Raw genomic sequence first — 20,695 nt, 5'->3', positions numbered from 1 at the left:
ATGGGGAGAATCATGCTTATCGTCGCCACGATCGCAATTCTGGGGCTAGCCGCTTTTGCGCTGCTACGCCTAGCAGGGCCGCGCCAACTGGATCTTGCCGATAATTACTGGCCCGGAAAGCGCGCCACCATCACCGTCGAACGCGGCATCACTTATGCAAAAGCCGACCCTGCCCAGCGCTATGACCTTTACAGCCCTGCAGGTTTTGCGCGCGACTGCACGGCGGGCAGCTATCCGACGCTGATCTTTTTCCATGGCGGGTCATGGCGCGATGGCGATCGGGCGAGTTATGGCTTTGTCGGCCGCGCCTTTGCCGAACGGGGTTTTCATGTCGTCGTAGCTGACTATCGAAAAATGCCTGGCGCGCGGTTCCCCGCCTTTGTCGAAGATGCGGCGGCCGCAATCGCATATGTTCATCGCCATCTTCCGCCATGTGCCGATCCGCAGCGGCTGTACGTTTCAGGGCATAGCGCCGGCGCGCATATCGCAATGCTCGCCGTACTCGACCCCAAATGGCTGGCTGCGCAAAAACTGGATTCCGCCGTGGTGGCAGGTGTCATCGGACTGGCCGGCCCCTATGACTTCTACCCCTTTACCAGCGATGCTGCGCGGGCTGCCCTCGGCCAATGGCCAGAGCCGCATGAAACCCAGCCAATCCATTATGCACGCGGGGACGCACCGCCTTTACTCTTGTTAAGCGGTGATGCCGATACGACGGTGAAGCCCCGCAATAGCCGCGTACTCGCCAAGACGATCACGGAAAAAGGCGGCCCCGCGCTTGTCCGATTTTATGAAGGGATCACCCATAGCGGCATCGTAATGGCAATCGCCCGTCCGTTCCGGGGGAAAGCACCGGTGATCGACGATATCATTGCCTTTACCAAAGCCCCGCGGCCATGACGCGCGTCTAGCTCGGGCTCAGGCAGAAGCAAGTCTCGGCAAAAGCGACGCTGCAATCCGGTCCATCGCCGCATCGAGCCAGCTTTCAAGCGCGGTATCGTCCTGCTGATCCAGCATTACGACCTGAGGCATTGAAAGCCCGACGCGCAATGTTGCCCCCCAGCGGCCATCGGCCAGCTTCACACAGCGCACCGGCTGCCCCAGCCGCACGCCATCGGCGATCATTGCCTTATGGATAGCGACAGCGGCATCAAAATCGAGCATGCGGCTGACCGCTCCCTGGCCATCATGGCACAGATCGAGCGTGACCAGCGTCTGCATCTCGATCGGGTGCCCGGCTTCTTCATCGGCATCTTCGACGGGCGCAGCAGCAACCTTGCGGGCCGCTAGCGTTTCAGCGAGCCGGCTGGCTGATGCGTTGAATGCGGTGACTACCCGCTTGACCCGGTCAAAGGCGAGCGACTGGAACCGATTAAGCTCGAAAAGCGAGGCTGAAAGCCGGAGCGCAAGGCCACAATTGCCGTCATCGTCCAAAAGGTCACGTCCGGCCCATCCGGCTGGAATCTCGGCACGACGAAAGATCGTTGCCATACCCTGCGCCAGCGGAGCCGCCTGGGCGACCAGCCCCTGTGGGAGCAAGGCAAAGCCACTGAACGGCGGGCCACCCATGAATTTCGATCCGGTGAGAAAAACAATAATCCCACGCGCCAGATAATCATGGATCGCACGGGTCGTAATCCGCGCCTGGCAGGCATCAACCACAAACGCGACGTCGTCGCCGAAACGGCTTTGTAGACGGTCGATATCGTCAAGATGCGGCAGCACCAGCCCGGTCTTTGACCCATGGACGACATGCACCAGCGGGAAACATCCATTGCCAAGCGCGCTGGCAATCGCGCTTTCCATCTGGCTTGCCAGCGTTGCGCTGTCAAAGGCCTCGCCCTCTTGATTGCGGACCGGAAAGTCTCCCATGATAATCGGCGGCAGCCCCTCGACATCCTGTCCGGGACAGACATTGGCAACCAGCGCGGTTTCATGCGCGAAATAGCGGCCAGCAGCGCTGTGAATACAGCCGGAGCCAACCTCATCCGCGCCGAGCAAAAGATTGGCGATGCCATTGGCCTTGCGCTGCGCCACAGCCAGCAAGGCGACATATTCTAGATCGGTTCCCGACGGTGCAAAGAAAATGTCGGTGCCTTCAGGCAGGCGATAGGCGCTGGCGATGCGGCCGCGCAGCGTATCGAGATAGGCCCGATAAGCCGCCCCCGAACCAAGCCCTTCCGCTGCATCGCCAACTTCGCTTTCAAGGAAGGTCATAGCATCGGCCGAAAGATCGTTTGCGGTCGAAGAGGCAAAAGCCAGCACGTCGCGCGAATAGGGTGCGCTGTGGTAGCGGTTAAGGCCGGACGCTGGATCCAAGACGATGCGCGCATCGCCCCCGCAGGTCATCCAGCGGGCCAATTCGGAAATGTTCATAAGCGCTAAACCGGCCCGTGTTTCCCTCAAGTGGGGCAGCCTATAGACGCCGCATTGCAATTAGGAAATTGCGAAAATCGGTGAAGCGTCTAAGAGCGGCGGCATTCAGGGGGTTCCTGCCCCGACAGGACTGGAAAAATGACCGAACCGACACGCCTTTCCGCTGACATCCGCAAAAATCTGCGCATCCTTTTCATTGCCAAGCATGCACTTGGCGACGGAAGCCTGCATGGAACTGACGGCAACCATTCGCCCTATCATTATGAGATGAAGACGATCCTGTCCGGATTGTTCGAGAATCTAAGTGTTGCCAATGCCTATGACGCGCTGTTCACCGACCCAGGCGTAGATTTCGTTTGGCCGATGCTGAACCGTGGCGGCTTTTTCAATTCGGAAATGCTGTGCCCGCTTTTATGCGAAAGGCTGGGCGTTCCCTATCTGGGCGCCAACCCCATTTTGCGCGGCCTTGCAGACGACAAGCATCTGACAAAACTGGAAGGCGTTGCCCGCGGTGTGCCAACCTGTGACTGGGCGGTCTATCGCGCCGGCGCACCGGTAGAAGAAGCCCGTTGCCCCAAGGGCAGCCGCTTTGTCATCAAGCCCAATAACAGCTCTGCCAGCTGGGGTATCGGCGATGCCAATGACTGGGAAGGCGTAAAGGCGGCCATATTGCGCATCCACGCCGAAGGGCATGATGCGATCGTCGAGCCTTTCATGAACGGTAGCGATGTCGAAGTACCCGTTATCTTCAAGGACGGCGCACCCTTTGTAATGCCACCCATGCTGTTCAAGCAGAATGACCCTTCACATCTGCGTACCCATGCGGAAAAGCGTGACCTGGTCGAACGTGAGAATAAATATACGCTGGTTCCGTTTGAGGCAGATGCCGCCTGGGACAAGATCAAGGCAATGACGCTGACCCTCGCCGAGATTTTCCGTCCGTTCGATTTCGGTCGCTTCGAATTCCGCTTCAACGAGGAAAGCGGGGAGATCAACCTGCTTGAGGTCAATTTGCAGTGCAACCTATGGTCACAAAAGGTCTATGGCCGGTCGGCGGTATTGATGGGCTGGAGCCAGGAAGACCTGATCGAGACTATCGTTGCCGAAAGCCTGATTCGGCGTGGGTTGATGCCGAAAGCGTGATTTCAGCTTTAATCGCGCGATGAAAATTGCAATTGCTTGGGCGGTGCCGCTTGGTTAGGGCATCGTACAAAGTCGTAACGGGATAAAGACATGGCCGAATTCACTTTGCCCAAGAATAGCAAGGTCCGCACCGGAACCACACACTCCGCACAGGGCGGAGGCAAATCGCGCAAGTTCAAGGTCTATCGCTACGATCCGGATAGCGGGGATAATCCCCGTTATGACACGTTCGAGGTCGATACCGAAAATTGCGGTCCGATGGTGCTCGACGCGCTGATCAAGATGAAGAGCGATCAAGACCCTTCATTGACCTTCCGCCGTTCGTGCCGTGAAGGTATTTGCGGATCCTGTTCGATGAACATCAATGGCAAGAACGGCCTTGCCTGCACGACAGCAATCGAAGACTGCAAGGGCGACGTCACGCTGACACCGCTTCCGCATATGGAAGTGATCAAGGACCTCGTCCCAGACATGACGCATTTCTATGCGCAATATGCATCGGTCAAACCTTGGCTGCAGACGGTAACGCCCACGCCTTCGGGCAAGGAGCGGCTGCAGAGCCCCGAAGACCGCGCCAAACTGGACGGTCTTTACGAGTGCATCCTGTGCGCCTGCTGTTCGACAAGCTGCCCGTCTTACTGGTGGAATAGTGACAAATTTCTTGGTCCGGCCATCCTGCTGCAAGCCTATCGCTGGCTGGCTGACAGCCGCGACGAGATGACGGGTGAACGGCTGGACGATCTGGAAGATCCCTTCCGCCTCTATCGCTGCCATACGATCATGAACTGCGCCAATGCCTGCCCGAAGGGCCTGAACCCGGCCAAGGCGATTGCCGAGACCAAAAAGCTGCTCGTGGAGCGGCAGATTTGAACGACGGCATTGAGGAGCCCCGGCGCGCTGAATATTTTGATGCCGAGGCCCAAGGCGACGGCTGGCTAAGCTGGAACCTTAACGACAAAAGCCGCTTCAACGCATTTATCGAGCCACTGTTCGTACGTCTCGAAGACCCCCTGCCCGATGGCAGGCCTCGGGCCCGTTTGCGCATGCATCCGACGCGAAAGCACAGTAATCTGGGCGACAATGTCCATGGTGCAGTCACACTCGCACTGATCGATGTTTCGCTATTCGCGGCATCGCACCAATTTGGTTCACTCAATGCCGGTTTTTCAGTCACGCTCGATCTGGGCACGCAATTCATCGGTGGCGGCCAGATTGACGAGCCTTTGGACGCCGTTGTCGAACAGGTGCGCGCAACCGGGCGGCTGATTTTCCTGCGCGGTATGGTGGTGCAAGGCCCGAATGACGAACATATCGTTGCCTCTTTCTCCGGCACGATCCGCAAGGCGTCGCAAGACAAAAGATGAGCGCGACCGTTCAGACGCGGTACCTGGAACTGGTCGCTGCAGGGGAACTCAAGCGCGATCCCGATCAGGCCGTTGCCGCGGCCAAACTAACCGAAATTCAGGAACAGCTGGAAACCACCTCTGCCCGCCCAGGCGCATTGTGGCGGTTGATCGGCCGCAGGACAGAAGCGGTTCGCGGGCTTTATCTCTGGGGCGGAGTTGGCCGCGGCAAATCGATGCTGATGGATTTGTTTTTCGATGCGGTGCAGATTGATCGGAAGCGGCGCGCACATTTCCATGAATTCATGCTCGACATCCATGCTCGGCTGAAGGTTGAGCGTGAAAAGGAAAAAGGCGATCCCATACCACCTGTGGTTGCGGCGCTCGCGAATGAAGCCCGGCTGCTATGTTTTGACGAGATGGTGGTGAACAATATGGCCGACGCTGCGATCATGTCGCGGCTGTTTGCTGGTCTGTTTGATGCAGGCGTTACCGTCGTCACCACGTCGAACCGGCATCCCGACGACCTTTACAAGGATGGCCTCAATCGCCAGCTGTTCCTTCCCTTTATCGCAACGGTGAAGGAACGGCTTGACGTCATGGCACTGGATGGACCGACAGATTACCGCCGTGATCGGCTGGGCAATGCGGCCACCTGGCTGGTACCAAACGGGCCGGTGGCGACCGCCTCACTTTCGGAAACCTTTTTCAAGCTGACCGATTATCCACCGGAGGATCGGGCCCATGTGCCCAGCGCGGACATTGACGTGGGTGCGGGACGGACTCTGCATGTTCCGAAATCGCTCAAAGGCGTTGGCGTATTCTCATTCAAGCGGCTTTGCGCAGAGGCGCGGGGTGCCGCTGATTATCTGGCGGTGGCGCGGCGTTACCATAGCGTCATCATCGTTGGCATTCCGGTGCTTGGCCCGCATAATCGCAACGAGGCCGCACGTTTTGTCACGCTGATTGATGCGCTTTACGAATATCGCGTTAAGCTGATCGCCGCAGCCGATGCCGCGCCTGATGATCTTTATCCCGAAGGCGATGGCAAATTCGAATTTGAACGGACGGTGTCGCGTCTGCTTGAAATGCAAAGCGAAGACTATCTGGCAGAGGGCCACGGTCCGCGGTAGTTTGCCTACAAGGGAGAGTTTCATGAAGAAAGCCGTATCAGCGACAATGGCAGCCCTGCTGGCCTTCGCTACCAGCCAGGCCTTTGCTGCGGAAGCCCCGAAGCGGCAGGCAGAGCGCGAGTTGTTTGCAAAGATTGTGGAGATCCCGACCGTCGAAGGGCGAACAGCTGAGTTTGGCAAGCTGACCGAATTGCTGACAGCCGAATTCCGGAAAGCGGGGATTACAAACGTCATCGTCAAGGATCATGATGGCACTCAGACACTGATCGCGCGCTGGCCTGCGGTCAAACCCAGCGGGAAGAAACCAATCCTGCTGATGGCGCATATGGATGTCGTCGAAGCCAAGGAAAGTGACTGGAAGAATCCACCATTCAAGTTCCGTGAGGAAGACGGCTGGTATCTCGGCCGGGGGGCCAATGACAACAAGGCAGGACTGACCGGCATATTGATTGCGCTGCAATATCTAAAAGCCGCGGGCTTTCAGCCGACACGCGACCTGATCGTGCTGTTTACCGGCGACGAGGAAACTACCGGCAATGGTGCGCGCCGCGCAGCAACCGAATGGCGTTCATTGATCGACGCCGAATATGGCCTCAACAGTGATGCAGGTGGCGGATCGGTGTATAAGGATGGGCGACCGGAACTGTTCGCGATGCAAATCGCCGAAAAAACCTATGCCGATTTCAAGCTGACGGCCACCAATCGCGGCGGGCATAGCAGCGCCCCACGGCCGGACAATGCCATCTATGCGCTGTCTAATGCACTGACTGCACTTGAAGCCCACCGATTTCCGGCAATGGTGAATGATGCGACACGGGCAGGATTTGCTTTGCTCGCCGCGAAGGATGGCGGGCAGTATGGCGAATTGATCAAGCGTTTTCTGGCTGATCCGAACGACCGGGAAACGGCAGATCTCGTAGAAGCCAATGATCCGGGAAGTACGCGCACCCGATGCGTTGCAACCATGCTTTCAGGCGGCCATGCTCCCAATGCCCTGCCCCAAAAGGCGGAGGCCAATGTCAACTGCCGTATCTTTCCGGGCGTGAAGGTAGAGGATGTGCGCCAGCAGCTTCAGACACTGGCAGGTCCGGATGTTACGGTAACTGCTGTTGAGGGTTCGCAAACCCCCGAAACCGCGCCTACGGCGATCCGGCAGGATATACTCGATGCCTATAAGGCAGCGGTGGCGACGCGGTTCAAAGATGCGCCCGTCGTTCCCTATCAGTCGGCAGGCGCCACTGACGGGGCCTTTTTGCGCGCTAATGGCATTCCAGTTTACGGCTTTGGCGGGCTGTGGAGTATCGTTGGCGAACGCGAAGGCGCGCACGGGCTTGATGAACGGGTCAATGCCGACGGTTTTCATGGCCAGATACCGATATGGATGGAAATGCTGAAGCGCGTTGCGGGTTAATCTCTAGCCCAAAGCGTGCGTCAGAATGCATTTCGGGATAAAGATTGGGCTACAAATAGACCTTGAACGGGTTTCAGAACGACGAAATCTTCGTCACTAATGCTATTGCGAACTGATATCAGAAAAAGCCTTTACCTTCGGCCTTTATAGGGGTTGCCGTAGGGAGTGTTTCCGCTTAACGGGACCGCAATTCCCTTAAAGACGTAGCGGTTGGACCGTTACGGCATCTGGCCCAACGGAAGGACATGATATGGCCCGCAAGAAGATTGCGCTGATCGGCGCTGGTAATATCGGCGGCACGCTCGCTCACCTCGCAGCACAAAAGGAACTGGGCGATATCGTCCTGTTTGACGTCGTCGAAGGCGTACCGCAGGGCAAGGCGCTTGACCTGTCGCAATGCGGACCGATCGAAGGGTTCGACGCCAAAATCACCGGCTCGAACGATTATAAGGATATCGCTGGCGCAGATGTGATCATCGTCACCGCTGGCGTCGCACGCAAGCCCGGCATGAGCCGTGACGATTTGCTTGGTATCAATTTGAAAGTGATGAAGGCCGTTGGCGAGGGCATCAAGAACAATGCACCCGACGCTTTTGTCATCTGCATCACCAACCCGCTCGATGCGATGGTCTGGGCATTGCGTGAATTCTCCGGCCTCCCGCACAACCGCGTTGTCGGCATGGCTGGCGTATTGGACTCTGGCCGCTTCAGCCATTTCATTGCAGAGGAATTCAACGTTTCGGCGCGCGATGTCACCACATTCGTGCTCGGCGGACATGGCGACACAATGGTGCCGGTTGTACAATATTCGACCGTAGCGGGCATACCCGTTCCCGACCTCATTAAAATGGGCAAATCGACGCAGGAGCGCATCGACGCGATCGTCAAGCGCACACGCGGCGGCGGCGGCGAAATCGTTGCTCTACTCGGAACCGGCTCGGCCTATTACGCACCAGCGACCAGCGGTATTGCGATGGCAGAAGCGTATCTCTTCGACCAGAAACGCCTTCTGCCCTGCGCCGCCTATGTTGACGGCAAATATGGCCTCGACGGTCTCTATGTCGGCGTGCCCTGCATCATCGGCGCAGGCGGCATCGAGGAAATTGTCGAGATCGCCCTCGATGATGAAGCAAAGGGCAATCTGCAGATCAGTGTCGATGCAGTGAAGGAACTGCTCGTCGCCTGCAAAAATATCGATCCTTCGCTCGCCTGAGCAGGCTGGCACGACACATATCTCGGAGAGGCGTTCATGAGCATTTTGGTCCACAAGAATACGAAGGTCATCACGCAGGGGATGACTGGTGAAACCGGCACATTCCATACCCAGGCGGCGCTTGCTTATGGCACGCAGATGGTCGGCGGCGTGACACCCGGCAAGGGCGGCAGCACGCATATCGGCCTGCCGGTGTTCGATACCGTCGCCGAAGCTGTGCAGATGACGGGCGCCGATGCCTCGGTCGTCTATGTGCCACCGCCATTTGCAGCTGATTCGATTCTGGAAGCGATTGATGCCGAAGTTCCATTGATTGTCTGCATCACCGAAGGCATTCCGGTGCTCGACATGGTGCGCGTGAAGCGCGCACTTTCGGGTTCGAAATCGCGCCTTATCGGCCCGAACTGCCCGGGCGTGCTGACGCCGGGTGAATGCAAGATCGGCATCATGCCGGGGAACATTTTTTCCAAAGGTTCGGTCGGCGTTGTATCGCGTTCGGGCACACTGACTTATGAAGCTGTGTTCCAGACGACCAATGAAGGCCTTGGCCAAACCACGGCTGTCGGCATTGGCGGCGATCCGGTCAACGGCACCAACTTCATCGACGTGCTCGAACTCTTCCTGGCGGACGACGCCACCGAGAGCATCATCATGATCGGTGAAATCGGCGGCGATGCCGAAGAACAGGCTGCCCAGTTCCTGATCGACGAAGCCAAGCGCGGCCGTAAAAAGCCGATGGCTGGCTTCATTGCAGGACGGACTGCGCCTCCGGGCCGTCGTATGGGCCACGCCGGCGCGATCGTGTCCGGTGGCAAGGGCGACGCTGAATCCAAGATCGCAGCGATGGAAGCCGCCGGAATCCGGGTTGCTGCCAGCCCGAGCGAACTGGGAACAACCTTGATGAGCGTATTGAAGGGGTGAAACTCCTTTCCCCAAAGGAGAGGATAGGAAGCCTTGGCCGCTGGCCTAGGCGCAGTTGGTGAGGGGCTTTACGCGCTCGATAGAGCAGATCCCTTCACCCAGCTTCGACTTGGCGACATCACGCCAAGTCTGCGCAACCCTCTCCCGACGGGAGAGGGGAAAGGAAGTGAGATGGGTTACGAAAACCACGAATTCGAATCCGCCAATGAACCGGAACGCGGCCCCAGCTGGCAGCGGCCAAACTGGCGAATCGGCGATACCGACGATCTGACAGGCGCACTTGACCCCATGCAAATGGTGGTCGAGATCAAGACTGCGGCCAAGGCTGCCGGCAAACCGCTAAGCGATGGCGACGCAGTTGCCGCAGCGGGCGATTCAATCCGTGCAATGATGCTGGTGCGCACCTATCGCGTGCGCGGCCACCTTGCGGCCAATCTCGATCCGCTAGGGCTTTCAAAACAGGAAGTTCCGGCTGACTTGGACCCGGCCTATCATGGATTCACCGACGCCGATCTGGATCGCAAGGTCTATGTCGGTGGAACGCTGGGTTTTGACTGGGTCAGCGTTCGGGAGCTCGTAGCCACCCTGCGCGCCAATTATTGCGGGCCCGTGGGCCTTGAATATATGCACATCGCCGACGTCGAGGAACGCCGCTTTCTGCAGGAACGGATGGAAGGCCGGGACGCCGCCATTTCGTTCACAGCGGAAGGAAAGAAGGCGATCCTTGGCAAGGTGATCGAAGCCGAGCAGTACGAGAAATTCCTCGCCAAGAAATATGTCGGCACAAAGCGTTTCGGGCTGGATGGCGGCGAGGCGATGATCCCGGCGCTTGAAGCGATCATCAAATATGGCGGCCAGCTTGGCATTCGCGAGATAGTCTATGGCATGCCGCATCGCGGCCGTCTCAACGTGCTCGCAAATGTGATGGCGAAACCCTATCGGATCATATTCCACGAATTTTCCGGTGGCTCTGCCAACCCCGAAGATGTCGGCGGCTCGGGCGATGTGAAATATCACCTCGGCACCTCAACCGACCGGGAATTTGACGGAATCAAGGTACATATGTCGCTGGTACCCAATCCGTCACACCTTGAAGCTGTCAATCCGGTGGTGCTGGGCAAGGTCCGCGCCAACCAGACGATCCGCGACGATATCGGCAAGGAAAAGCACGAACAGGTATTGCCGGTCCTGTTGCACGGCGATGCCGCCTTTGCTGGCCAAGGCATTGTTTGGGAGTGCCTCGGCTTTTCAGGCATCCGCGGCTACAATACCGGTGGTTGCATCCATTTCATCGTCAACAACCAGGTTGGATTTACCACTAGCCCGCAATTTGCCCGTTCATCGCCCTATCCGAGCGACGTTGCCAAGGGCGTTCAGGCACCGATCTTCCACGTCAATGGCGATGATCCCGAGGCAGTAACTTTTGCCTGCAAGATGGCGATCGAATTCCGCCAGCGCTTCAAGCGCGACATTGTGATCGACATGTGGTGCTATCGCCGCTTCGGCCATAATGAAGGCGATGAGCCCGGTTTCACCCAACCGCTGATGTACAAGGTGATCAAGGGCAAGCCCGGGGTGAGCGAAGTTTACGCGTCCCGCCTTGTGTCCGAAGATGTGATCGACGCCAATTGGGCGAGCGAACATGCGATGCGCTTCACGCAGATCCTTGAACAGGAATTCGAAGCCGGCAAAAACTACAAAGCCAATGAAGCCGACTGGTTTGGTGGTCGTTGGGCCGGGTTCAACAAACCCGCCGACCCCGAAACCGCGCGCCGCAATGTACCCACCGGCATCGCGAAGAAGCTAATGGACGGGCTAGGTCGCACGCTGACCACCGTTCCCGAAGGGCATATCATCCACCCGACGCTTGGCCGCGTTCTCGAAGCCAAAAAGGCAATGTTCGCAACCGGCGAAAATTTCGACTGGGCGACAGGCGAAGCGCTCGCTTTTGGCTCTTTGCTGTCCGAAGGCTATGGCGTTCGACTGTCGGGTCAAGATTCAGGCCGCGGCACGTTCAGCCATCGTCATGCTGTCTGGGTCGACCAGAATAACGAAACCAAATATATCCCCCTCTCGACACTGCCACATGGCCGTTTCGAAGTGCATGATAGCCCTCTCTCAGAATTTGGTGTGCTGGGTTATGAATATGGTTTTGCCGGTGCAGATCCCAAAACGCTGGTGATGTGGGAGGCGCAGTTTGGCGATTTCGTCAACGGCGCGCAGACCATGATCGACCAGTTCATTGCATCCGGCGAATCGAAATGGCTTCGTGCCAACGGCCTCGTCATGCTGTTGCCGCACGGGTTTGAAGGCCAGGGCCCCGAACATAGCTCCGCTCGTCTGGAACGTTTCCTGCAGCTTTGCGCTGAAGATAATATTCAGGTCGCAAACTGCACCACGCCCGCCAACTTCTTCCACCTGTTACGGCGGCAGATGCACCGGTCATTCCGTAAGCCATTGATCGTCATGACGCCAAAGTCGCTGCTGCGGCACAAACTGGCAGTATCGAAGGCCGAGGATTTCCAGGGCGAAAGCCATTTCATGCGGATTCTTTCAGATCCCTGGGCTCCGGCGGACAAGGATGTGAAGCGGCTGGTGCTCTGTTCGGGCAAGGTCGCCTATGATCTGATGGAGGCGCGTAACGCGAGCGGCGACACCAACACCGCTATCGTCCGCATCGAACAACTATACCCCTTTCCCGGCGAACCGCTAACGGTGCGGTTGAAGCGCATGCCCAATCTGGAAGACATCGTCTGGGCGCAGGAAGAACCGCAGAATAATGGCAGCTGGTTCTTTGTCGAACCGTTGATCGAACAATGCCTTGCCGATGCAGGCGTTGGCCCCGCCAGGGCACGTTATGCCGGTCGCAAGGCCGCCGCATCGCCAGCAACCGGACTTATGAAGCGCCACCAAGCGGAACAGGCTGCCTTGGTTGCCCATGCCCTCGGCCATGGCGTGCGCGATGAAATCCGCCGCCAACGCAACCCGAAGAAGAAATAACGACCCAAGGGGGAAGCAGCCCCAAGGAGCAAAGATATGAGCACCGAAGTCAAAGTCCCGACACTGGGTGAATCGATCACCGAAGCAACGCTTGGCCAGTGGCTGAAAAAGCCCGGCGAAATAGTAAAGCTCGACGAACCGATCGCAAGCCTTGAAACCGACAAGGTCGCAATCGAGGTTGCAAGCCCGGTGGCAGGCATTCTGACCGACCAACTGGTGAAGGAAGGCGACACTGTGAATGTCGACGCAGTCATCGCACTGATCGGCGATTCGGCTTCGGCTGCAGGCAATGTTCCGGACGCGCCGCGAACCGAAACAGCAAAGTCGGTCGACGAGCAGAAGCTGACACAGGACACCGCACCCGCCGCCAGCGCCGACCTGACGCTGTCGCCGGCCGTACGCCGCTTGGTGCTCGAACTCGGCATTGATCCGACCAAGGTCAAGGGAAGCGGCAAGGATGGCCGACTGACCAAGGAAGATGTGCTTGCGGCCGCCAAGGGTAGTTCACCCACCGCGCCGGCAGCGGCCCAGCCGACCGCTGCGCCTGTTGCAGCGGCAGGTGCCGGCCGTCAGGAAGAACGCATCAAGATGACGCGTCTGCGCCAGACAGTCGCCCGCCGCCTGAAGGACGCGCAAGACACTGCGGCGCTGCTCACCACCTTCAACGATGTCGACATGTCGGCGGTGATCGACGCACGGAACCGTTACAAGGACATGTTCGAAAAGAAGCATGGCGTGCGCCTCGGCTTTATGGGCTTCTTCACCAAGGCCGCAGCGCTAGCCGCAAAGGACATTCCGGCGGTCAACGCGCGGATCGAAGGCGACGAGATCGTCTATCATAATTATTTCGACGTGTCGGTCGCGGTATCCGCGCCTAATGGCCTTGTCGTCCCCGTCATCCGCAATGCCGAAACAATGAGCTTTGCCGAGATCGAAAAGTCGATCGGTGATTTCGGCAAGCGCGCCAAGGATGGAACGCTGACCATGAACGACATGACCGGCGGTACCTTCACCATTTCCAACGGCGGTGTGTTCGGTTCACTGATGTCGACCCCGATCATCAACCCGCCGCAGTCCGCCGTGCTGGGTCTACACCGGATCGAGGAACGCCCGGTAGTTCGCGACGGACAGATTGTGGCACGCCCGATGATGTATCTGGCACTCAGCTATGATCATCGCCTAATCGACGGCCGTGAAGCTGTGACCTTCCTGAAAATCATCAAGGAAGCAATTGAAGACCCCACACGCCTGCTGATCGACCTTTAAGGAGCCGAAACCATGGCTGATTTTGATCTCATCGTTATCGGATCCGGCCCCGGTGGCTATGTGGCCGCAATCCGGGCGGCACAGCTCGGCCTGAAGACCGCCTGTGTCGAATCGCGCGAAACGCTTGGAGGCACCTGCCTCAATGTCGGTTGCATCCCGTCCAAGGCGATGCTGCATGCATCCGAATATTTCGATGCGGCAGCCAATGGATCGATGGCGGCAATGGGCGTCAATGTGAAGCCGGAGCTCGACCTAGAAGTCATGCATGGCCAGCGCCGCGACGCAGTGAAAAGCCTGACTGGCGGCATCGAATTCCTGTTCAAGAAGAACAAGGTCAGCTGGATCAAGGGCCGCGCCGCCTTCACCTCTGCCAACAGCATCGAGGTGGCCGGGCAAAGCTATACGGCAGACAATTTCATCATCGCGACGGGTTCGTCGGTTACGCCATTGCCTGGCGTTACCGTCGATAATGACAAGGCGATCATTGTCGATTCGACCGGTGCGCTCGAACTGCCCAAGGTACCTAACCATATGGTGGTCATCGGCGGCGGCGTGATTGGGCTTGAGCTTGGTTCTGTCTGGCGGCGCCTGGGTGCAAAGGTGACGGTGGTCGAATATCTCGATCAAATTCTTCCCGGCATGGATGGTGATGTCCGCAAGGAAGCGAACAAGATCTTCAAGAAGCAGGGCATTGTCTTCAAGCTTTCGACCAAGGTGACCGGCGTCGAAGTGAAGGGCAAAGTCGCCCTTCTGACCGTCGAGCCTGCCGCAGGCGGCACCAGCGAAACGATCGAAGCTGATTGCGTACTCGTTTCTATCGGCCGCCGTCCAAACACGGATGGGCTGGCACTCGACAAGGCGGGTCTTTCGGTCAATGCGCGCGGTCAGATCGAAATCGACCATGAATTCCGCACAGCCGTTCCGGGCATCTGGGCTGTCGGCGATGTCGTTCCCGGCCCGATGCTTGCGCACAAGGCCGAAGATGAGGGCATTGCCTGCGCCGAAAACATCGCCGGTCTGACCGGGATCATCAACCATGATGTAATCCCGTCGGTCGTCTATACTTGGCCCGAAATCGCCGGTGTCGGCCTGACCGAAGAAGCCGCCAAGGCCAAAGGCGAGGTGAAGGTCGGGAAATTCCCGATGCTGGCCAACAGCCGCGCCAAGACCAACCATGAACCGGACGGTTTTGTGAAGATCATTGCCGACGCAGCAACCGATCGCGTGCTTGGCGTCTGGTGCATCGCTAGCGTTGCCGGCACGATGATCGCACAGGCGGCGCAGGCAATGGAGTTTGGCGCAACCTCGGAAGATATAGCCTATACCTGTCATGCGCATCCGACCCATTCGGAAGCGCTGAAGGAAGCGGCCATGGCCGTGCAGGGCAAACCGATCCACATGTGATCCGGTGAACGAAGGCGTCGTCCAAATAGCCCCGGCGCTGATTTCCGCGCTAGACCTGTTTGGCATCGCGCTGTTCGCTGCATCGGGCGCACTGGCCGCGGCACAGCAACGACAGACGCTTGTTACTTTTGCCTTTTTCGCATTGTTGACAGGTGTTGGCGGCGGAACAGTGCGCGACCTGTTGATTGGCGCGCCGGTATTCTGGGTTCAGGATTGGCACTTTCCGGCAACCTGCCTTGGCGCCGCATTGCTCGTGTGGATGACACCGGCACGGCTCTGGAGCCCACGTGCGCTCGACTGGTTCGACGCGGTGGGCCTTGCCGTCTATTCGGTGTTTGGCGCGTGGAAATCATTGAGTCTTGGCGTAGGTCCGTTACCGGCGATGATGATGGGTGTGATCACGGCCTGTGTCGGCGGCGTTATCCGCGACATGCTGGCAGGCATCCCCTCAATCATACTGCGACCGGAAATCTATGTGACGGCTTCGGCCCTGTCAGCAGGTCTGTTTGTCCTGCTCTTCTCGCTCGACATGCCGTTTTTAATGGCCGCAGTGATCAGTGCAGTAGCCGGGTTCGGCTTGCGTGCGGCAGCAATTTACAAGGGGTTGGCCATTCCGGCCTATAAGGGATGATCGACGCTTAGGGTGCGATTGCCACTAGCGGGGCTTCGATCACCACCGCCTTGCTTTCATGGCCCTGAGTCTCGGCACTGGCCGGACGCACAAGGGCGATGCCGGCAATACCAAGCGCAAATCCACCAAACAGGCTGAGGAAAAGGTCGGACCGGAAAAATGCAAGGATGCGCGTCATCGAAGGGCTCTTATCTAGAGTCATTTTACAAGATCGCCGCTACAGCGACCCTGAACCAACCTCAACATGGCGACGGTTAAACACTGATTAACAGCCGTTAATTTGCGATCAGACGAGTTCTGCACACGCCGACTGGATGCGCTCACATGCAGTTTTCAGCGCTTCGTTCGAAGTGGCGTAGCTGATGCGGAAACCGGGCGATAAGCCAAAGGCGCCGCCATGCACCGCTGCGACATTCCAGTCGTCGAGGAAATAGTCGATCAGATCAGCATCGGTTTCGATTTTCCGGCCCTTGGGCGTCATCTTACCCATCACGCCGCTGGCGTCGGGATAGACATAAAAGGCACCTTCAGGGACGGGGCAGTTGAGCCCGGGGGCATCGTTGAGCATTGCGACGACAAGGTCGCGCCGTTCCTTGAACTTGGCGTTACGCTCTTTCAGGAAATCCTGTGGCCCGTTGAGTGCGGCTGTCACAGCATATTGGCTGATCGAGCAAGGATTGCTGGTCGATTGCGATTGCAGATCGCCCATTGCCTTGATCAGCCATTGCGGACCACCAGCATAGCCGATGCGCCAGCCGGTCATCGCATAGGCTTTTGACGCGCCGTTCATCGTCAGCGTGCGATCATAGAGATCGGGACAGACCTGCAACATTGTCGCAAAAGGCTGCGGTGCATACCAGATATGCTCATACATATCGTCCGTGAGCAGCAGGACATGGGGATGGCGCAGCAGCACTTCGCCCAGCGCCTTAAGCTCGGTGGCACTATAAGCCGCGCCTGTCGGGTTCGAAGGCGAATTGAGGATCAGCCAGCGTGTGCGCGGAGTAATTGCGGCATCCAACTGATCGGGGGTGATCTTGTAGGCCTTGTCCGCCGATGCCGGCAGCACCACTGGCGTTCCACCAGCAAACTGGACGATATCGGGATAGCTAACCCAATAGGGCGCCGGAATGATCACTTCATCACCGGCGTCGACCGTAGCAACCAGCGCGTTGAACAGCGTGTGCTTGCCGCCCGCATTGACGCTGATCTGCTTCGGTCCATAATCGATGCCATTGTCGCGCTTGAACTTTGCCGCGATCGCTGCCTTCAATTCGGGAATGCCGTCGACGGCGGTATATTTCGTTTTTCCCGCGCGGATCGCCTCAATCGCAGCATCCTTCACGAAATCCGGAGTGTCATAATCGGGTTCGCCGGCAGACAGGCCAATGACGTCAATTCCGCGCGCTTTCATTTCGAGCACACGGCCCGACATGGCAAGGGTGGCTGAGGGCGCGATGCGGCCCAGGGCGGCGGAGAGCCTGTCGATCATGTGCTGTTCCCGAAGCTGGAGCGGTGATGGAGGATTGCGCGAAACCCCCTATCGCGCGTTCGAAAATTACGCAACCCGTTTGGCCGGAAGCAGGCCGCGCAGGCTGTTTCCGACGAAGAAACCGGCCGTCAGATCGGTCACCGAAAGTTCCGCCTCAATTGCCTCGCCTGATTCGATCAAGGCACGCCGCAACACCGAAGGCAGCAGACCGTTAGAAAGCGGCGGGGTGAGCAACTTACCATCCCGTTCCACAAACACAGCTGTGAAGCTGCCTTCGGTGAGCTGTCCCTTGAGATCGGCAAAAACAACTTCATCAGCACCTGATGCTAACCGCGCTTCATCGTAAAAAGCCCGATCGGTCGTCTTGTGCCGCAAACGGAAATCACCTTGGTCGACCGGCAGCGGCACCACCACCACACGCAGAGCCGTTTCAGATGTCACTGGGGCAGCGGTTATAGCGATGGCCAGCGTGCCGTTGCGTGAGGCAAGCAGGCGCACCTTGGCATCGGCGTCGAGATGGAAAACCGCCGCGTGCAGCCGATTGCGGGCTTCGTGCCGGTCAAATTCAAAACCAAGCGCCCGCGCACTTTCCTTCATCCGTTCCAGATGCAGTTCAAGCCGCAGCAAACCCTTGGCCGGTTCGAAGCGCATGGTTTCGATAAGATCGAAGTCCCGCCGTTGCACCCGTGCAAATTCCCCCTTGGCCAGACACTCCGCCCATTCCGCAGCCATAGCGGAATCTGCAACGATGCCTGACCCAAGCCCGAGAGAAGCCCGCTTGCGATCCTCGTTCAAGTGAAAAGTGCGTATTGCCACGTTGAACGCAGCGTCGCCCGATGGATCCATCCGCCCGATTGAACCACAATAAATACCGCGCGGGGCAGTTTCGACCTCTGAAATAATCTCCATGGCACGGATTTTCGGCGCACCGGTAATCGAACCGCACGGATAAATGGCGCTGAGGAGATCGATCGCGTCCTTGTCGGCATCAAGATCAGCTGTAACGGTCGAGATCATCTGGTGCACGGTCGGATAGCTTTCGATCGCAAACAGATTAGGCACAGAGACCGAGGCCGGTCGCGCCACGCGCGAAAGATCGTTGCGCAGCAGATCAACAATCATCAAATTTTCGGCGCGCTGCTTTGGGTCTTCACGCAATTCAAGAGCGAGACGCTCATCCGCCGTGGCATTGCGCCCGCGCTTGGCGGTACCCTTCATCGGCTTGGCTGTCACCCGGCCGTGCTGCAGCGCAAAAAACAGTTCGGGCGAAAAGGAAAGGAACCAATCTTCGCCCGTCCAGACAATACCGCCATAACCCGCTGCCGCACGGGGCCGGATGGCGGCATATAACGCCAGCGGATCGCCAGCATAGCATGCTTCGGCCCGGAAGGTGAGGTTGGCCTGATAGATATCACCCGCCGCGATGTAATTTTCGACCGCATCAAAGGCCGATTCATAATCGCCGCGTGTCACCTTTGGCTGCACAGGGCCCAACCACGCCCCGGCAGGATCCGGGAACAGCCCGGCCACCGCCGCGCTGTCTATTTCATGGTATCGTTCAAAAACACCAAACCAGATCAAGGGTGTATGTGGCGGCCTTGCCTGCAAATGAGCGGTAAGTTTAGGTTCCAGTGCAAAGCCCGCTTCATAAGCGAGATAGCCTGCAACATGGTGCCCGGCACGCTGCGCTGCGCGAGCGGCGGCGAGCACGGAATCAACATCTTCGGGCCGGCGGGCGCACAGAATCTCAAAAGGATCGCTGTACAGCCGCGCCGGAGAGGCATCCGCAACGCGGGCATCGTCGAGCAGGACAAAAGGCGTCGCGGGATCGATCATCGTGTCTCGCTATAACGTTATGCTGTACAAGGGAAAGCGGCGTGGAGCGGGTGAGGGGAATCGAACCCCCGTCGTCAGCTTGGGAAGCTGCTGCTCTACCATTGAGCTACACCCGCGATTCGCAACGCCTCTTAAGCCGACTCTGTGCGCAGTGCCAATATCCTAAACCAGATCGGAGGGCTGGTTGATGTTGCGCAGCGGAAGCTGCAACCGAATCCGCCGCGCGCCGCAATAGTCGACGAAGGCGTAAACCGAATGGCGGTGACTGCTGTCAAGCCAGTGCAGCAATTGGTCGGCCATGGCTGTGGGCCAGATGCCGACGAGCGGCAAATCCTCGACAATTGCAGGCGCAGCACCCAATTGCGGTCCCAGATCGACCGGAAGACCGAGAATGTCGCATCCGCTGCTGAGAACGGCATCATAGCCATAGCGCCTGGCATAATCGAGCGCGCCTGCCAGACCGGCGAGCGGCCCCATGCCCGGCCGGGGAAGATCGGCAACTGTTTCCATATCGGGCCAATCGCGCCCCGCGACAACCAACCCGTCAACCTGTGGGAGCAGCGCAGAAGCGACATGGTCGATCAGCCTGCGCCCTTCATATTCTGCGAGCGCTTTGTCCGATCCAAAACGGCGCGATTGCCCGCCGGCAAGAATCGCGCCCAATATCTTCATGCAAGCCGTTGGGCATGCCAAGCCAGATGCTCGGCCATGAAAGTCGATATGAAATAATAGCTGTGATCATAGCCGGGCTGCATCCGGATCGTCGCCTTTTGTCCTGCGGCTGAGCAAACCTCCTCGAGCAAATGGGTTTTCAGCTGTTCGGCAAGGAAATTGTCGGCTTCGCCCTGATCGACCAACAGGTCGGGAAGCCGCGCACCCGATTCAATCAGCGCGCAGGCATCATAATCCGCCCATCCGGTAGAATCGGATCCCAGATAACCGCCCAGCGCCTTTTGACCCCAGGGGACCTGGCTTGGTGCAACAATCGGAGCAAATGCCGAGGTTGCGCGGAAACGTCCGGGATTGCGGAGCGCAATTGTGAGCGCGCCATGCCCGCCCATCGAATGGCCCATAATGCCCTGCCGGTCCATATCGACCGGAAAATGCTCCGCGACCAGCCGGGGCAGTTCATGCTCGATATAGCTGCGCATCCGGTAATGCCGGTCGAACGGCGCAGCGGTGGCATCGACATAAAAGCCGGCGCCAAGCCCGAAATCATAGGCGCCCTCTGCATCGTCGGGCACGTCCTCGCCCCGGGGGCTGGTATCAGGCGCGACAAAAATCAGACCCAGTTCAGCGCAAGCACGGCGAAACTCGCCCTTTTCGGTCACATTAGCATGGGTACAGGTCAAGCCGGAAAGATACCAAACCACCGGAAGTTTTGCGCCCGGTGCATGATCGGGAACAAAAACCGAGAAAGTCATGTCGGTTCCGGTTTCCGAAGAAGCGTGGCGATAAACGCCTTGGACGCCACTGAAGGCGCGGTTGGTGGATAATGTTTCAATGCTCATGGTTGCTGCCAAAGC

18 protein-coding genes and 1 tRNA gene are annotated in these 20,695 nt (G+C 58.3%); 12 read left to right on the top strand and 7 right to left on the bottom strand.

The window, feature by feature from the left end; translation table 11 throughout:
- Positions 1–12: 12 nt before the first annotated feature.
- Positions 13–900: an alpha/beta hydrolase gene (locus RSE16_03335; protein ID WRH76512.1), complete on the top strand. Its 888-nt coding sequence runs from the start codon at positions 13–15 to the stop codon at positions 898–900.
- 18 nt (positions 901–918) lie between these two features.
- Here the strand turns inward: RSE16_03335 and RSE16_03330 are convergent, their stop codons facing one another.
- Positions 919–2,376, bottom strand: coding sequence for a hypothetical protein (locus RSE16_03330; protein WRH76511.1), 1,458 nt, complete (start codon positions 2,374–2,376; stop codon positions 919–921).
- 138 nt (positions 2,377–2,514) lie between these two features.
- On the opposite strand from RSE16_03330, the gene RSE16_03325 reads away from it, so the two are divergent.
- The 11 genes from RSE16_03325 (at position 2,515) to RSE16_03275 (ending at position 15,841) form a co-directional block, all read left to right on the top strand.
- Complete coding sequence (locus tag RSE16_03325) at positions 2,515–3,519, top strand: phosphoribosylglycinamide synthetase (GenBank protein WRH76510.1); 1,005 nt, start codon at positions 2,515–2,517, stop codon at positions 3,517–3,519.
- A gap of 90 nt (positions 3,520–3,609) precedes the next feature.
- Positions 3,610–4,389, top strand: a complete 780-nt coding sequence (locus RSE16_03320) for a succinate dehydrogenase iron-sulfur subunit (protein WRH76509.1) — start codon at positions 3,610–3,612, stop codon at positions 4,387–4,389.
- Positions 4,386–4,883, top strand: coding sequence for a PaaI family thioesterase (locus tag RSE16_03315; GenBank protein WRH76508.1), 498 nt, complete (start codon positions 4,386–4,388; stop codon positions 4,881–4,883). Before RSE16_03320 ends, RSE16_03315 begins: the two co-directional genes overlap by 4 nt.
- Complete coding sequence (zapE, locus tag RSE16_03310) at positions 4,880–5,995, top strand: cell division protein ZapE (GenBank protein ID WRH76507.1); 1,116 nt, start codon at positions 4,880–4,882, stop codon at positions 5,993–5,995. Before RSE16_03315 ends, zapE begins: the two co-directional genes overlap by 4 nt.
- 22 nt (positions 5,996–6,017) lie before the next feature.
- Positions 6,018–7,406 carry a M20/M25/M40 family metallo-hydrolase gene (locus RSE16_03305; GenBank protein ID WRH76506.1) on the top strand — a complete coding sequence of 463 codons (1,389 nt, stop codon included), beginning with the start codon at positions 6,018–6,020 and terminating at the stop codon, positions 7,404–7,406.
- 250 nt (positions 7,407–7,656) lie between these two features.
- Positions 7,657–8,619, top strand: a complete 963-nt coding sequence (gene mdh, locus RSE16_03300) for a malate dehydrogenase (GenBank protein ID WRH76505.1) — start codon at positions 7,657–7,659, stop codon at positions 8,617–8,619.
- 36 nt (positions 8,620–8,655) lie between these two features.
- A complete protein-coding gene (sucD, locus tag RSE16_03295; protein ID WRH76504.1) occupies positions 8,656–9,540 on the top strand; it encodes a succinate--CoA ligase subunit alpha in 885 nt (294 codons plus the stop codon).
- A 171-nt stretch (positions 9,541–9,711) separates the two neighbouring features.
- Positions 9,712–12,540: a 2-oxoglutarate dehydrogenase E1 component gene (locus RSE16_03290; GenBank protein WRH77289.1), complete on the top strand. Its 2,829-nt coding sequence runs from the start codon at positions 9,712–9,714 to the stop codon at positions 12,538–12,540.
- 36 nt (positions 12,541–12,576) lie between these two features.
- Positions 12,577–13,806 carry a 2-oxoglutarate dehydrogenase complex dihydrolipoyllysine-residue succinyltransferase gene (gene odhB, locus RSE16_03285; protein WRH76503.1) on the top strand — a complete coding sequence of 410 codons (1,230 nt, stop codon included), beginning with the start codon at positions 12,577–12,579 and terminating at the stop codon, positions 13,804–13,806.
- A gap of 12 nt (positions 13,807–13,818) precedes the next feature.
- The gene (gene lpdA / locus RSE16_03280; protein WRH76502.1) at positions 13,819–15,210 is read left to right on the top strand and encodes a dihydrolipoyl dehydrogenase; all 1,392 of its coding nucleotides are present in this window, start codon (positions 13,819–13,821) and stop codon (positions 15,208–15,210) included.
- Between the two features lie 4 nt (positions 15,211–15,214).
- Positions 15,215–15,841, top strand: a complete 627-nt coding sequence (locus RSE16_03275; protein WRH76501.1) for a trimeric intracellular cation channel family protein — start codon at positions 15,215–15,217, stop codon at positions 15,839–15,841.
- A 7-nt stretch (positions 15,842–15,848) separates the two neighbouring features.
- Here the strand turns inward: RSE16_03275 and RSE16_03270 are convergent, their stop codons facing one another.
- The 6 genes from RSE16_03270 to fghA all read right to left on the bottom strand — a co-directional run bounded on the left by RSE16_03270 (position 15,849) and on the right by fghA (position 20,680).
- Positions 15,849–16,019: a hypothetical protein gene (locus RSE16_03270; protein WRH76500.1), complete on the bottom strand. Its 171-nt coding sequence runs from the start codon at positions 16,017–16,019 to the stop codon at positions 15,849–15,851.
- 108 nt (positions 16,020–16,127) lie between these two features.
- Positions 16,128–17,330, bottom strand: a complete 1,203-nt coding sequence (locus RSE16_03265; GenBank protein WRH77288.1) for a pyridoxal phosphate-dependent aminotransferase — start codon at positions 17,328–17,330, stop codon at positions 16,128–16,130.
- 69 nt (positions 17,331–17,399) lie between these two features.
- Positions 17,400–19,169 (bottom strand): aminodeoxychorismate synthase component I, encoded by a 1,770-nt coding sequence (gene pabB / locus RSE16_03260; GenBank protein ID WRH76499.1) that lies wholly within the window; start codon positions 19,167–19,169, stop codon positions 17,400–17,402.
- A gap of 42 nt (positions 19,170–19,211) precedes the next feature.
- Positions 19,212–19,285 (bottom strand) — tRNA-Gly (locus RSE16_03255).
- A gap of 46 nt (positions 19,286–19,331) precedes the next feature.
- Complete coding sequence (locus RSE16_03250) at positions 19,332–19,841, bottom strand: molybdenum cofactor guanylyltransferase (GenBank protein ID WRH76498.1); 510 nt, start codon at positions 19,839–19,841, stop codon at positions 19,332–19,334.
- Positions 19,838–20,680 (bottom strand): S-formylglutathione hydrolase, encoded by an 843-nt coding sequence (gene fghA / locus RSE16_03245; GenBank protein WRH76497.1) that lies wholly within the window; start codon positions 20,678–20,680, stop codon positions 19,838–19,840. Before fghA ends, RSE16_03250 begins: the two co-directional genes overlap by 4 nt.
- Between the last annotated feature and the right edge of the window lie 15 nt (positions 20,681–20,695).

It is taken from the genome of Sphingobium sp. (assembly GCA_035196065.1).
In the GTDB taxonomy this organism is placed as follows: Bacteria; Pseudomonadota; Alphaproteobacteria; order Sphingomonadales; family Sphingomonadaceae; genus Sphingorhabdus_B; species Sphingorhabdus_B rara.
Note: the sequence above shows the minus strand (reverse complement) of the source record. Positions and strands in the feature narration are given on the sequence as shown.

Bases quoted from the DNA above. Each gene is read 5' to 3' on its own strand.
- RSE16_03290 (WRH77289.1), top strand. From the start codon at position 9,712: ATGGGTTACGAAAACCACGAATTCGAATCCGCCAATGAACCGGAACGC.
- RSE16_03320 (WRH76509.1), top strand. From the start codon at position 3,610: ATGGCCGAATTCACTTTGCCCAAGAATAGCAAGGTCCGCACCGGAACC.
- fghA (WRH76497.1), bottom strand. From the start codon at position 20,680: ATGAGCATTGAAACATTATCCACCAACCGCGCCTTCAGTGGCGTCCAA.
- RSE16_03270 (WRH76500.1), bottom strand. From the start codon at position 16,019: ATGACGCGCATCCTTGCATTTTTCCGGTCCGACCTTTTCCTCAGCCTG.
- sucD (WRH76504.1), top strand. From the start codon at position 8,656: ATGAGCATTTTGGTCCACAAGAATACGAAGGTCATCACGCAGGGGATG.
- odhB (WRH76503.1), top strand. From the start codon at position 12,577: ATGAGCACCGAAGTCAAAGTCCCGACACTGGGTGAATCGATCACCGAA.
- zapE (WRH76507.1), top strand. From the start codon at position 4,880: ATGAGCGCGACCGTTCAGACGCGGTACCTGGAACTGGTCGCTGCAGGG.
- lpdA (WRH76502.1), top strand. From the start codon at position 13,819: ATGGCTGATTTTGATCTCATCGTTATCGGATCCGGCCCCGGTGGCTAT.
- RSE16_03250 (WRH76498.1), bottom strand. From the start codon at position 19,841: ATGAAGATATTGGGCGCGATTCTTGCCGGCGGGCAATCGCGCCGTTTT.
- RSE16_03325 (WRH76510.1), top strand. From the start codon at position 2,515: ATGACCGAACCGACACGCCTTTCCGCTGACATCCGCAAAAATCTGCGC.
- pabB (WRH76499.1), bottom strand. From the start codon at position 19,169: ATGATCGATCCCGCGACGCCTTTTGTCCTGCTCGACGATGCCCGCGTT.
- mdh (WRH76505.1), top strand. From the start codon at position 7,657: ATGGCCCGCAAGAAGATTGCGCTGATCGGCGCTGGTAATATCGGCGGC.
- RSE16_03330 (WRH76511.1), bottom strand. From the start codon at position 2,376: ATGAACATTTCCGAATTGGCCCGCTGGATGACCTGCGGGGGCGATGCG.
- RSE16_03305 (WRH76506.1), top strand. From the start codon at position 6,018: ATGAAGAAAGCCGTATCAGCGACAATGGCAGCCCTGCTGGCCTTCGCT.
- RSE16_03335 (WRH76512.1), top strand. From the start codon at position 13: ATGCTTATCGTCGCCACGATCGCAATTCTGGGGCTAGCCGCTTTTGCG.